General features: G+C 72.7%; 12 protein-coding genes and 1 pseudogene. 8 read left to right on the top strand and 5 right to left on the bottom strand.

The features are described from left to right. Positions 1-55: 55 nt before the first annotated feature. Positions 56-355: a GNAT family N-acetyltransferase gene (locus tag ACFWFR_RS11830; protein WP_235535467.1), complete on the bottom strand. Its 300-nt coding sequence runs from the start codon at positions 353-355 to the stop codon at positions 56-58. Between the two features lie 146 nt (positions 356-501). Between ACFWFR_RS11830 and ACFWFR_RS11825 the strand changes: the two genes are divergently transcribed. Continuing rightward, on the top strand, positions 502-1,797 hold the full coding sequence (locus tag ACFWFR_RS11825; protein WP_377623098.1) for an MFS transporter: 1,296 nt from the start codon (positions 502-504) through the stop codon (positions 1,795-1,797). 270 nt (positions 1,798-2,067) lie between these two features. Beyond that, entirely contained in the window at positions 2,068-3,855 is a 1,788-nt protein-coding gene (locus ACFWFR_RS11820; protein WP_377623097.1) for a pyruvate dehydrogenase, read from the top strand. A 27-nt stretch (positions 3,856-3,882) separates the two neighbouring features. Here ACFWFR_RS11820 and ACFWFR_RS11815 read toward each other — a convergent pair whose 3' ends face one another. After that, complete coding sequence (locus tag ACFWFR_RS11815; RefSeq protein ID WP_377623096.1) at positions 3,883-4,185, bottom strand: transcriptional regulator; 303 nt, start codon at positions 4,183-4,185, stop codon at positions 3,883-3,885. After that, positions 4,182-4,685: a hypothetical protein gene (locus ACFWFR_RS11810; protein WP_377623095.1), complete on the bottom strand. Its 504-nt coding sequence runs from the start codon at positions 4,683-4,685 to the stop codon at positions 4,182-4,184. Before ACFWFR_RS11810 ends, ACFWFR_RS11815 begins: the two co-directional genes overlap by 4 nt. 156 nt (positions 4,686-4,841) lie before the next feature. Here ACFWFR_RS11810 and ACFWFR_RS11805 point away from each other — a divergent pair, with 156 nt between their 5' ends. From ACFWFR_RS11805 to ACFWFR_RS11790, 4 genes and pseudogenes are all read left to right on the top strand, one after another. Continuing rightward, on the top strand, positions 4,842-5,930 hold the full coding sequence (locus ACFWFR_RS11805; RefSeq protein WP_377623094.1) for a phosphotransferase family protein: 1,089 nt from the start codon (positions 4,842-4,844) through the stop codon (positions 5,928-5,930). A gap of 206 nt (positions 5,931-6,136) precedes the next feature. After that, complete coding sequence (locus tag ACFWFR_RS11800) at positions 6,137-6,631, top strand: NfeD family protein (protein ID WP_377618602.1); 495 nt, start codon at positions 6,137-6,139, stop codon at positions 6,629-6,631. Positions 6,632-6,762: 131 nt separating this feature from the next. Then, positions 6,763-8,205 (top strand): annotated as a pseudogene (locus ACFWFR_RS11795) (flotillin family protein); the annotation flags it as partial. A 66-nt stretch (positions 8,206-8,271) separates the two neighbouring features. Continuing rightward, on the top strand, positions 8,272-8,805 hold the full coding sequence (locus tag ACFWFR_RS11790; RefSeq protein WP_377623099.1) for a DivIVA domain-containing protein: 534 nt from the start codon (positions 8,272-8,274) through the stop codon (positions 8,803-8,805). 18 nt (positions 8,806-8,823) lie between these two features. On the opposite strand, the gene ACFWFR_RS11785 is transcribed toward ACFWFR_RS11790, so the two are convergent. Together ACFWFR_RS11785 and ACFWFR_RS11780 are read right to left on the bottom strand one after the other, a co-directional pair. Further along, positions 8,824-9,501, bottom strand: a complete 678-nt coding sequence (locus ACFWFR_RS11785) for a class I SAM-dependent methyltransferase (protein WP_377623093.1) — start codon at positions 9,499-9,501, stop codon at positions 8,824-8,826. Between the two features lie 110 nt (positions 9,502-9,611). After that, positions 9,612-10,427 (bottom strand): GAP family protein, encoded by an 816-nt coding sequence (locus ACFWFR_RS11780; protein WP_377623092.1) that lies wholly within the window; start codon positions 10,425-10,427, stop codon positions 9,612-9,614. A 126-nt stretch (positions 10,428-10,553) separates the two neighbouring features. On the opposite strand from ACFWFR_RS11780, the gene ACFWFR_RS11775 reads away from it, so the two are divergent. Together ACFWFR_RS11775 and ACFWFR_RS11770 are read left to right on the top strand one after the other, a co-directional pair. After that, a complete protein-coding gene (locus ACFWFR_RS11775) occupies positions 10,554-12,146 on the top strand; it encodes a sensor histidine kinase (RefSeq protein ID WP_377623091.1) in 1,593 nt (530 codons plus the stop codon). After that, a partial coding sequence (locus ACFWFR_RS11770) for a response regulator transcription factor (RefSeq protein ID WP_377623090.1) occupies positions 12,143-12,598 on the top strand: 456 nt, incomplete at its 3' end. The genes ACFWFR_RS11775 and ACFWFR_RS11770, both read left to right, overlap by 4 nt.

The raw sequence follows: 12,598 nt of genomic DNA, 5'->3' as shown, positions 1-12,598 counted from the left end.
CGTCGTCACCGACGACGTCCTGCCCCGCTCGGTCGTTCTGGGTGACGGCGAAGCGTCAGCGCGCGATCAGGTCCTGGTACTCCTCGTGGAGCTGCACGAACGCCCGGATGAACGGGCACAACGGCACCACCTTGTCCCCCGACGCGCGCACCTGGTCGAGCGCGCCGCGTGCGAGCGACGACCCGATCCCGTTGCCCGCGTAGACGTCGTCGACCTCGGTGTGCGTGAACACGACCTGGCCGGGTTGTCGCACGTACGCCGCGAACCCCGCCACGTCGCCCTCGGGCGTGCGTGCCTCGAACCGCTCCTGCGCCGGGTTGTCGACGATCGTGATCGCCTGCGTCTGCTCGCTCACCCGTTCATCATGCGGGCCTCGTGCGGTTCGCGCGCGCCCGGTCGAGCGGTGACACTACGAAGGGGCCCCCGACGACGCCGGCACTGCGCTGAGGATCACGCCCCGCAGACGCTCTGCGACGCGGCAACGGATGGGAGACTGAGACGGTGGTCCAAGACTCCCCCCGTGCAGCGGCAGACGGCTCCCGCAACCCCTACCGCGTCGTCCTCAGCAAGCCGGGGGCGCTGAACTTCTCGGCAGCCGCTGTCGTGGCCCGGCTCCCGATGTCCATGGTCGGCATCGGGATCGTCCTGATGATCCAGGGCATCTACGACTCGTACGCCCTGGCCGGGCGGGTCTCCGCGGCCTACGTGATCGCGCAGGCCATCGCCTCGCCGCAGATCGCCCGCTACGTCGACCGCGTCGGCCAGGCCAAGGTCATGCGCCCCATGCTCGTCGTGAGCACGCTGGGCCTGATCGGGCTCGTCCTCTCGGCCGTCAACCAGGCGCCCGAGGTGTGGCTCTACGTGACCGCGATCGTCGCGGGCGCGAGCATCGGCTCGTACGGCTCGATGGTCCGCGCGCGCTGGACCCACGCCGTGAGCGACCCGCGCCAGCTCCACACGGCCTACTCGCTCGAGTCGGCGCTCGACGAGCTCGTCTTCGTCGTCGGCCCGGTCCTCGCGACGCTGCTCGCGACCGAGGTCACCGACTCGGCGGGCATCATCGTCCCGACGATCGCCGCCGTCGTGGGCGGCGTCTGGTTCCTGTCCCAGCGCCGCACCGAACCCCCCGTCATGCCCGCGGTCCCCGGGGTCAAGCACCGCTCGGCAATGCGCTCGCCCGGCATGATCGTGCTCGCGGTCGTGTTCGTCGCGATGGGTCTCATCTTCGGCGCGACCGACGTCTCGACCATCGCGTTCGCCGAGGAGCAGGGGTCCAAGTCGGCGTCGGGGCTCATCCTGGGCGTCTTCGCGAGGGGCTCGCTCATCTCGGGTCTCGCGTACGGCGCGCGCCACTGGGTCTCGCCGCTGTGGAAGCGGTTCACGATCGGCATGGTCGCGCTCGCGCTGGGCGTGTCCCTGTTCTTCGTCGTCACGTCGTTGCCCGTGCTCGCGGTCGTCATGTTCGTCACGGGCTTCACCATCGCGCCCACGCTCATCAACGGCAACGCCCTGGTGCAGAACCTCGTGACCCCGCACCAGCTCACCGAGGGGCTCGCCTGGGTCGGCACGTCGCTGGGCGTCGGCGTCTCGTTCGGCGCGTCGATCGCGGGGTCGCGGATCGACGCCGCAGGAGCGCACGCGGGCTTCCAGGTCGTCATGATCGCCGCGGGTGTCGCGGTGATCGCGGTCCTCGCCTCGACGCGCGTCCTGCGCCGGGGTGCGCCGCGCGACGACGCGGCAGAGGCTGCGGACGTCCCGGACGACGAGGCCCCGGAGCACGGTCCCGCGACGGTCTGAGAGCCGCTGCCCGACGGCGGAGCGCGCCCCAGACGATGCCCGCCCCGTCCGCGGGCGGGCATCCCGCCCGACGCCACGACCGCACCGGGCGACCCGACTGCTCGCGGTGAGCGGCGCCGTCGGGCCACCGCCCTGCACGCCCGCGCGACCGTCCGCACGAGCGCTGTGACGCACGGACGTGACGAGCGGAACGGCCCCAGCGGCTGCATCCTGCCGTTTTCGAGCGCACGATGGAAAGGTCCCCCTTTCCCCTCGTGCGGAGGTTCTCCCATGGCACTCGGTCTCGGTCGTCCCCAGGACAAGCGGAACAGGACGGTCGCCGACCTGCTCGTCGCCCAGCTCATCGAGGCCGGGGTCGAACGCATCTACGGGATCGTGGGCGACAGTCTCAACCCCGTGGTCGACGCGGTGCGGCGCAGCCAGAAGGGGAAGGGGAAGGGAATCGAGTGGGTGCACGTGCGCCACGAGGAGTCCGCGGCGTTCGCCGCTGCGGCCGAGGCCGAGGTCACCGGGAAGCTCGCGGTGTGCGCGGGCTCGTGCGGCCCGGGCAACCTGCACCTCATCAACGGGCTCTACGACGCCAACCGCTCGAAGGTGCCCGTCCTCGCGATCGCGAGCCACATCCCCAGCGCGCAGATCGGCACGAGCTTCTTCCAGGAGACGCACCCCGACCGCCTGTTCACCGAGTGCTCGGTGTACTCCGAGATGATCTCGTCGGCCAAGCAGGCGCCGCGCGTCATCAACTCCGCGATCCACCACGCCTACGGCGCCCCGGGGGTCGCGGTCCTGACGATCCCCGGCGACGTCGCCGACCTCGACGCCGCGGCCGAGATCATCGACGTCGCGGTGCACCCGGCCAGGCCACGGATCGTCCCGGATCCCGACGCGCTGCGGACGCTGGCCGACGCGATCAACAAGGCCAAGAAGGTCACGATCTTCGCGGGAGCCGGGACGCGCGGTGCGCACGACGACGTGATCGCGCTCGCCGACAAGATCGCGGCGCCGATCGGCCACTCGCTGCGCGGCAAGGAGTGGATCCAGTACGACAACCCGTTCGACGTCGGGATGAGCGGGCTCCTGGGGTACGGCGCCGCGCACGACGCGATGCAGGAGGCCGACCTCCTGGTCCTGCTCGGCACCGACTTCCCGTACGACCAGTTCCTGCCCGAGTCCGTGCGCACCGCGCAGGTCGACACCGACCCGACGCACCTGGGCAGGCGGACGCGGCTCGACGTCGCCGTGGTCGGCGACGTGGGCGAGACCGTGCGGCTCCTCATGCCGCTCGTGAACACGGCCAAGAACCGCTCGTTCCTCGACGGCATGGTCGCCAAGCACGAGAAGTCGATGACAGGCGTGGTGGGGGCGTACACCAAGGACGTCGAGAAGCACTCGCCCATCCACCCCGAGTACGTCGCCGACCTCTTGGACCAGGAGGCCGCGGACGACGCGGTCTTCACCGTGGACACGGGCATGTGCAACGTCTGGGCCGCCCGCTACATCAGCCCCAACGGCAAGCGCCGCGTGATCGGGTCGTTCCTGCACGGGTCCATGGCCAACGCGGTGCCGCACGCGATCGGTGTCGCGGCCGCCCAGCCCGACCGCCAGGTCGTCGCGATGGCGGGCGACGGCGGGCTCTCGATGCTCCTGGGCGAGCTCATCACGATCAAGGCCTACGAGCTGCCCGTGAAGATCGTGCTGTTCGACAACGCGAGCCTGGGCATGGTGCGCCTCGAGATGCTCGTCGACGGGCTGCCCATGTTCGGCACCGAGTCGCCCCACATCGACTACGCCGCGGTGGCGAACGCGATCGGGATCCCGTCGGTGCGCGTCGAGCGCGCGAAGGACGTGCGCGGCGCGCTGCGCGGGGCCCTCTCACGCCCGGGGCCGGCCCTGGTTGACGTCGTGACCGACCCGCGCGCGCTGTCGCTGCCCCCGACCATCACGGCCGGGCAGGTGCGCGGCTTCGCGGTCGCGATGAGCAAGGAGGTCCTGGGCGGCGGCATGGGCGAGGTCGTGTCGATGGCCCGGGCGAACCTGCGGAACGTGCCCCGGCTGTAGGGCCGGCACGCACGATCGGCGCAGGGATCAGCCGTCGGCGATCTGCGCGAGCGCGGCGAGGTGGGCCTCGACGGCGCGCCGACCGTCCGGGGTGAGCGTGACCCAGGTGAGGCGGCGCGCGTCGCTCCGGTCCGGGGAGCTCTCCTTGCGCACCATGACGAACCCGGCGTCGCCGAGCACCCGGAGGTTCTTGGACAGGTTCGCGTCGCTCAGTCCGAGCGTGTCGCGCAGCACCGCGAACTCGAGCTCGGCCCCCCGACGGAGCACCCCGCAGATGCGCAGGCGCACGGGCGAGTGGATGACCTCGTTGAACGCGGGGGCGGTGCTCACCGAGCCTCCCTCCCCTGCCCGGCGAGCTCGCGCCGGAAGGCCTGGTCGTACAGCGGGCCGAGCACGACCGCCGCGACGAACCCGACAGACGCCGGCACAAGAACCCACGTGTACTCGATCTCGGTGAACCTGACGAGCAGCATGGCGCCGAAGCAGAGCACGATGGTCGCCAGCAGGACCTGGTAGATGCGCTTCGACCGCGGTCCCGCCGGCTGGCTGAACCACAGACCGTAGCGGCGGCGGTAGACGAGGACGAGGACCGGCAGCGCGAACAGAGCGACAGGCAGCGCGATGAGCGAGGCCGGGGACGGCAGCGCCTGGGTGCAGATGATCACCGCCACGATCGTGCCGAGCGTCAGGTGGTACCACCAGGGCGTGACCGCGCGCTCCGCGAGCGTCGCCCCGTCGGCGTCGAGCCCCTCGAGCGCTGCACGCGCCTGCGCCGGGGAGAGCCCGGGCGTACCGCTCGGAGGCTCGTCCTCGCGAAAGTCGTTTTCCATGCTGGCAAGTCTATGGATGACTTGCCAGCATGGCAAGGGATTTGTCGCAGAGCCGGGCCGGTCGACGCCCCGGCACGTTTTCGACGACCGGCCGCGCGCCGAGGGCCGAAGGCAGCAGGCCTTCCGCGCGGCCCGTCGAATCGATACGATCTCGGCGTGCTCACCAAGATGACGGTCACCGACGACCAGCTCGCCCGCCTGCTCGCCCCGCTCGGGGAGGTCGCCGCGGCCAGCCCCCTGGACGGCGGGATGTTCGCCTCGACCTACCGTGTCGACCTCACGGACGGGCAGCGCTACGTCGTGAAGGTCACGAGCGCCGACACGTCCCGGCTCCTGCGCTACGAGCACGGGATCCTCGGCACCGAGGAGGAGGTCTACCGGCGCACGGCCGACCGGCCCGACCTGCTCATGCCGCGCGTGGTCCACAGCGACTTCAGCCGCACCCTGGTCGACGGCGACGCGCTCGTCGTGTCGTTCCTCGACGGCGAGGTGTGGAACACCCTGCCCCCGCTCGACGACGGCGCGACCGACCGGGTCCGGCACGACCTCGGGGCCTTCATGGCCCGCCTGCACACCGTGACGGGCGAGACGTTCGGGTACCCGGCGCAGGCATCGGGCCTCGGCGCCCCGACCTGGCCCGAGGCGTTCGGCCTCATGGTCGAGGCCTTGCTCGCCGACGCCGAGACGTGGGGCGTCGAGCTGCCCGCCGACGCGCTGCGGGGCGCCCTCGCGGACCACCACGACGCGCTCGCCGAGGTCACGGTCCCCACGCTCGTCCACACCGACCTGTGGCCCGGCAACCTCTTCCTCTCCCCTGACGAGTCCTCGGCGCTACGTCTGAGCGGCGTGATCGACACCGAGCGCAGCCTGTGGGGCGACCCGGTCTACGAGCTCGCGGGAGCCGACCAGCTCGGGCTCGGCCCGGTCCCGCCCGCGCTGCTCGCGGGCTACCGCGATGCGGGTGGCCGGCTCCCGGTCGCCGAGCCGTGGTTCGCGTCGCCCGCCCCGGGTGAAATCCGGCCCGACGGCGGCGCACCCGACGGGCGCGACGTCGTCGGGCGGGCGAGGCCCGGGGCGAGCACGCTCGAGCCGGGCGACGTCCGCCTGCTCCTGTACCGCGCGTACCTCAGCGCGCTGCTCGTGACCGAGGTCGCCCCGCGTGGTTACCAGGGCGAATGGGTCCAGGGCTACCAGGACACCGCCGCGGGGAACCTCGGCGTGCTGCTCGACCAGCTCTCCCGCTGACACCACGGACCGGCCGTCGGAGCCGAGCTGGACGCACCCTGGCACGGCGCTCGCAACGCGCCCCGGCAAGGGGGCGACCGCCGAGGGCCGCACGATACATGGTGCGGAGTCCCCATCTCGTCGAAGGGCACCCTTGAGTCACGCTAGAGTTCGGGCAAGTTCACGATCGCGTCAAATGCTCGGGCGACCAGTGCTCGACGGCGGGCGTGACCGACCCCAGGGGGTTCACGGTGATCACGTTCGTCGTCGTCGGCATCGTCGGGCTGGCTCTCGTCCTGTTCTCGATGATCCTCGGTGAGTTCATCGAGCTCGGCGACGGTGCCGTGTCCGGGACCTCGCTCGGCGTCGGAGCCATCGTCTTCGGCGCGACCGGCGCGATCGTCGTGTCGAACGACCTGCCGATCGTCCTCGCGTACGTCGGCTCCGCTGTCCTCGCGGTCCTCGTGGTCCTCCTCGTGCACGTGCTCACCAAGAAGCTGCGCGAGTCCGACGACGCCGTGCCCGTGTCCCTCGTCGGTGTCCAGGGCACCGCGACCAGCGACATCTCGACCGCGACCGGCGAGGTCTCGCTCGACGCAGCGCACGAGCTCGAACGACGCCTCGCCTGGGCCGACGAGCCCATCCCGACCGGAGCGCGCGTCGTGGTCCTCGAGCAGTCCGGCACGCGCGTCCGCGTCCGGCGCCACTACCCCAACGACTGACCCGTTCGTCCGGGGCACCCACCCGGATGCCCCGGAGAACCCCAGCAGCACCACCGCACCACGGCACGACCCGCACGACCCGCTCGCACGACCCGCCACCGAAAGGAGTCGCGCCGCAGGCGCGTACCGACATGCTCGAAGATTCCAACGTCGTCGGCATCATCGCCACGATCGCCCTGATCATCGCGTTCTTCGCGATCATCACGTTCATCGCCAAGCGCATCCGCCGCGTGCCCCCGAACGAGGCCCTGATCATCGTCGGGCGCGGCGCAGGCCGCAAGGAGGCCGCCGGCACGGGCCAGCGCGTCGTCACGGGCGGCCGCACGTTCGTGTGGCCCATCCTCCAGCAGGGCTTCTCCATCTCGCTCGAGCAGCGCCAGATCGGCATCACGGTCGAGGGCGTGGACAAGAACCGCATCAAGATCGCCATCAAGGCGTCGATCAACTTCAAGGTCCGTGGTGACGAGGAGGGCGTGCGCCGTGCGGCCCAGCGCTTCCTGTCCCAGCAGGGCACGCTGACCGAGATCATCAAGGAGTCCCTCGAGGGCTCGCTGCGCTCGATCGTGGGCGACATGACGATCGAGCAGATCATCTCCGACCGCAAGGGCCTCTCGGACCGCGTCGTGGAGTCCACCAAGACGGACCTCTCGGAGCAGGGCCTGCAGGTCGACCTCCTCAACATCTCGGACATCTCGACGCCGGGCTCCGACTACCTCGCCAACCTCGGTCGTGCCGAGGCCGCCCGCGCCCGCCAGGTCGCCGAGGTCTCCGAGGCCGAGGCGCAGCGCGCGTCCGAGTTCGCCGCGATCGACGCCGCCGAGCAGATCGCCGAGCGCCAGAAGGCCCTCGACCTCAAGCGCGCCATCATCAAGGCCGAGACCGACAAGGCCAACGCCGAGGCCGAGGCCGCCGGTCAGCTCGCACGCGCCGAGCAGGAGCGGCTCGTCGCGGTCGAGGAGCGCGAGGCGCTGTCCGAGCAGGCTCGCGTGACGCAGGAGCGCCTCGACATCGAGATCCGCAAGCCCGCCGAGGCCGCGGCCTACGCCGAGGTCCAGCGAGCCAACGCCCAGCGTGACTCGTCGAACGCCGCCACCGAGGCCGACGCGTACAAGCGCACCACGATCGCCGAGGCCAACAAGACCGCCGCGATCCAGGACGCCGAGGCCTCCGCGGCCGCCGTCCGTCGCGCCGGTGAGGCCGAGCGTGACCGTCAGGTCGCCCTGGCCGTCGGTATCAAGGCCGAGGGTGAGGCGCGCGCGTTCGCGGTCGAGGCCGAGGGACGTGCCGAGGCCGTCGCGACCGACGCCAAGGCCGAGGCGCTCAAGAAGTACGGCGAGGCGGCCCTGGTCCAGGAGCTCATCGAGCGCCTGCCGGAGATCGTCCGCGCCGCGGCCGAGCCCATCGGCAAGATCCAGGGCATGACCGTCATCTCGACCGACGGCGCGAGCGCGATCACCAAGAACGTCGCGTCGGTCCTGGGCGAGGGCCAGCAGGTCATCAAGCAGCTCACGGGCGTCGACATCAACCAGCTCATCGCCGGGCTGGCCGGTGGGCACCTGAGCGGCCAGGCCGTACCGAACGGGTCGTCCACGTCGTCGGCAGCGTCGTCCTCCGTCCCACCCCACCCATCGGAGCCCCGCATGCTGACCGCCCAGCAGGTCCTTGACACGACGTTCACCGCGACCAAGTTCCGCGAGGGCTACGACGTCGAGCAGGTCGACATCTACCTCGACGACGTCAGTGCGACGCTCAAGGCGTACGAGGCGGGCGGCCGTCCCGGCACCGGGCTGCTCACCTCGGTCGAGGCTCGGGACGCCCGGTTCTCGGCCACGAAGTGGCGCGAGGGCTACGACGTCACCGAGGTCGACGACCTCATCGACGCGATCGTCGGCACGCTCCAGTCCTACGAGGCCCGGCCCACCCCGGCCCCGCACCCGACCGGCGCGGTGAGCGACGCCGTCGGGCAGCAGGACACGACCGCCACGCCCTCGGCCGCTACCGGCGACGGCACCCGGCCCCTGGGCATCCACGACCTGACGACCCAGCTCCAGTACGCTCGCGTCCGCGCGAACGGCAGCGACCGGCTCGTCGTGCTGCTGCCCGACGGATCGACGGCCCACGTGACCGCCCTCGAGGCCGGGCCCCACGGGATCACGCTCCGCACCGCACCGTAGGGGGAACGCGGCGGGGTGCTAGGGCCGCCGTACCCGCAGCACCGTGTCGCGGATCGTCACGGGCTCCCCGTCGGGGCCCACCATCTCGCGCGTGGGGGCATCGTTCGTCTCGACGGTCCACCCGTCGAGGTCGAGCTCGGCCAGCAGGCCGTCGCCCGTGTAGAAGAAGTGCTCGTCGAAGTCCTTGCGCACGGTCTCGTGGTCCTCGGGGTGGTGCCCGACGACGAGCAGGCGCCCGCCCGGCGCCACGGCCTGCGCGAGGCGCGGGAAGACCTGCTGGCGCAGGTCGGCCGGCAGGTGCATGAAGTGGGCCGTGACGAGGTCGAACCGCTCGTCGCCCGGCTCCCACTCGAGCAGGTCCGCCTGGCGCCACTCGACCCGCTCCGCGACACCGGAGATGACCGCGTGCGCCGCGGCCTTGCCCAGCGCGACCGGGGAGATGTCGAGCCCGACCACGTCCCACCCCTGCCGCGCGAGCCACACCGAGTCGGCGCCCTCGCCCGCACCCACGTCGAGCGCGCGACCCGGCGTCAGGTCCGCGGCCTGCGCGACGAGCTGCGGGTTCGGGTTGCCGCTCCACACCGACTCGGCCGAGCCGTAGCGCTCGTCCCAGAACGCCTGGTCGTGGTGGTGCTGCTGGTGGCCGTGGCCATGGTCGTGGGCAGGGTCGTCCTCGTGGTGGTGCTGCTGGGTCACGCTCGCTCCTCGGGTCGGGGCCGGCCCGGGACGGCCGTCACTCCCGACCTTGCGGCCGCACCCCGGTCGGAGGCAAGTCCGGTTGCCGTTCCGGCAAGCTCCAGGGGCGTTCAGCCCATCCAGCCGAGCCACACCGCGGCGTCCCGCGCGAGCAGGAAGCCCACGATCCCCACGACCCACGCCGTGGTCGACGCCGCGTTCCTGGTCATCCACGCGTTGAGCCGGTCGAGCAGCGGGCCCACCTGCCTGGCGGCGACGACGCGACCGGCCAGCAGGACGAGCGCGGGCAGCACCATGACGACGCAGTACCCCGCCAGCACCAGCCCGGTCGCGGGCCACCCCAGGCCGGCCTGGGTGAGCAGCCCGATCGCCGCGAGGTACGGGAGCATCGACGCGAGCTCGATCGCCGCAGCCCCCAGCGCGAGGCCCATGAGGGCCGTCACGGATCCCGGCTCCGGAGCGGTGGCGACGCCCGCGTGGGGCGAGGTCTCGCGCACGGGGTGCGCTCCGCCGTCGGGCAGGGGCAGCAGGCCCGACGGCGCCACCCCCTCCCCGCTCGACGTCCCCATCGCGCGGGCCCGCCACCGCAGGACGCGCCCCTGGCCGTCGGACGGCCCCTTGGACCGGCGATCGATCCGGAAGCTGTACGCGACCAGGCCGACGCCGAGCAGCAGCTCGACGACGCGGGCCGGGCGGGTCTCGACGACCTGTCCGAGGACGTCGGCGAACGCGCCCGCGCCCAGCGCGACGACCAGACCGACCGCGAGGTAGAACCCGGCGATCGTGGCCAGGTAGACGAGCATGCGCGCGACCCGCACGCGGCCCGGGGTCATGAGCAGCCACACCGGGATGAGCAGCGTCCCGAAGCTCGTCGAGTCGACGAGAGCCAGGACCACGAGCGCACCGAGGAGGGGGAGAAGTTCCATGCCACAAGGTTCCTTGCGCGTGGGAGGCCCGTCGTCGGGCGGACGGACGATCCTTGCCGGACGCAGCGCCGCGCCGTACATCGTTCGGGCGATCCGCGGCCCGGCCCCCTGTGCTGAGATGGGAACGTGCCCGATCCCCTGCCCGCTCCCGCGTCGGACGGCGTGACCGCGCCGGTGCCCGCCGACGACGACTTCGGTGGTGGCGGCCCGGGGGCGCCCGACCCCGGGGCAGCCGGACCCGCCGAGGACCCGTCGGGGCCCGCCTCGCACGTGCGGCGCGCGGTCAGCACCGTCGCCACGGGCCTGCGCGCCGACAGCAGGCGCGGGGACGCGTACAACGCCGTCGTGATGTTCGTGGTCGGGATCCTGCTCCTGCTCGTGGACGTCGTGCGGGTGTGGTCGGTCCCCTCGCTGGTCACGGTCGACGGGCGCTGGTGGCACGTGCTGCCGCTGCTCGTCGGGTGCGCCGCGCTCGCCGTCAAGCGCGAGCACCCCGCGGTCGCCCTCGTGGTGGGGGCCGTGGCGTTCGCCGTCGACCTGTCGTTCGGGGGCAGCCTCGGCATGGTCCTGGTCCTGTGGGACCTGCTCTACGCGAGCGGCCTCCACGGCAGCAAGCGGCTGCGGACCGTCGTGGGGGTCGTCGTCGGCGTGCTCGTCGTCTCGGTCGCCGTGCTCACGGGCGAGCACTACCGGGACGTGCAGGGATTCGTGCTCGGCGGCATCCAGGTCGCGGCGATCCTCGCGACCCCGCTCTGGTGGGCCGCGAACGTGCGGCAGAAGTCGGACCTCGCCGACCTCGCCGCCGAGCGGGCCGACCTCGAGGCGCAACGGGCAGACCTGGAGGCGCAGCGCGCGGCCGACCTCGAGCAGATCGCGGCGCTCGGGCAGCACGAGGCCGTGCGCGCCGAGCGGGCCGCGATGGCACGCGACCTGCACGACGTCATCGCGTCCCACCTGTCGGCCATCGCGATCCACTCGGGGGCCGCGCTCGCGTCTCCCCCGGACGCGGCGCGAGACCGCGCCGCGCTCGAGCTCGTGCGGTCGAGCAGCATCACGTCGCTCGAGGAGATGCGGGCCATGATCCTGCTGCTGCGCTCGGACCTGCCGCGGGACGTCTCGCCGCGGGACAGCATGCCCGGCGCGGACCGGTCGGCTGCCCGGGACCGGTCGAGGGCCACGGACCAGCCGTCAGGACCCGGCCGGAGCGTGGACGGGACCGGTTCCGCCGGCAGGGCCACGGTGCTCGGGGGCGAGGCCGTCGCCGCGCCCGCCCGGCTCGCCCGGCTCGACGACGTCCTCGCGTCGGCGCGCGCGCAAGGGCTCGCGGTCGAGGTCGACGACCCGGACAGCGCCCGCTCGGCGACGCTCCCCGCAGCCGTCGACCAGGCCGCGCACCGGATCGTGCAGGAAGCGCTGACCAACGCGGCCAAGCACGCACCGGGTGCCCGGGTGGAGGTCGTGCTCGGGCTGGGCCCCGACCGTCTCGCGGTCGAGGTCACGAGCTCCCTCACCGACGAGCCCCGACCGCTCCCGCCGAGCCTGAGCACCCGGACCGGGCTGCTCACGATGCGTGAGCGCGCCGAGGCGCTGGGCGGCACGTTCACGGCGGGCCCCGCCGCCGGGGGCGACTCCTGGTCGGTCCGGGCCACGCTGCCGCTGGGCCGCTCGACCGCGCCGGCAGCACCCTGTCCCACCGACCCACCCGGAGCGCCCGCATGATCCGCGTCCTCCTCGCCGACGACCACGCCGCGATCCGCGCCGGGCTCCGGTTCCTGCTCGACTCCGCCCCGGACATCGAGGTCGTCGGCGAGGCCGGCGACGGCGCGGCCGCGATCGCCAACACCCGCGCGCTGCGCCCCGAGGTCGTCCTCATGGACCTGCGCATGCCCGGTGTCGACGGCATCGAGGCCACGCGCACGATCGTCGCCGAGAAGCTCGCCGAGGTCCTCGTCCTCACGACGTTCGACCTCGACGAGTACGTCGACGAGGCACTGCGCGCCGGGGCCGCGGGGTTCCTCCTCAAGACCGCGGAGCCCGCCGCGCTCATCGACGCGGTCCGCCGGGTCGCGGCGGGCGACGGGGTCCTGGCCCCCGAGGTCACGCGCCGCCTGCTGGCGGCGTTCGCGTCCGGACCCCGGCCCGACGGCGCCGCTCACCTCGCGGGGCGAGCG

The organism is Oerskovia sp. NPDC060287 (genome assembly GCF_042726775.1).
GTDB lineage: Bacteria > Actinomycetota > Actinomycetes > Actinomycetales > Cellulomonadaceae > Oerskovia > Oerskovia merdavium.
Note: the sequence above shows the minus strand (reverse complement) of the source record. Positions and strands in the feature narration are given on the sequence as shown.

Bases quoted from the DNA above. Each gene is read 5' to 3' on its own strand.
- ACFWFR_RS11820 (WP_377623097.1), top strand. From the start codon at position 2,068: ATGGCACTCGGTCTCGGTCGTCCCCAGGACAAGCGGAACAGGACGGTC.
- ACFWFR_RS11780 (WP_377623092.1), bottom strand. From the start codon at position 10,427: ATGGAACTTCTCCCCCTCCTCGGTGCGCTCGTGGTCCTGGCTCTCGTC.
- ACFWFR_RS11810 (WP_377623095.1), bottom strand. From the start codon at position 4,685: ATGGAAAACGACTTTCGCGAGGACGAGCCTCCGAGCGGTACGCCCGGG.
- ACFWFR_RS11790 (WP_377623099.1), top strand. From the start codon at position 8,272: ATGCTGACCGCCCAGCAGGTCCTTGACACGACGTTCACCGCGACCAAG.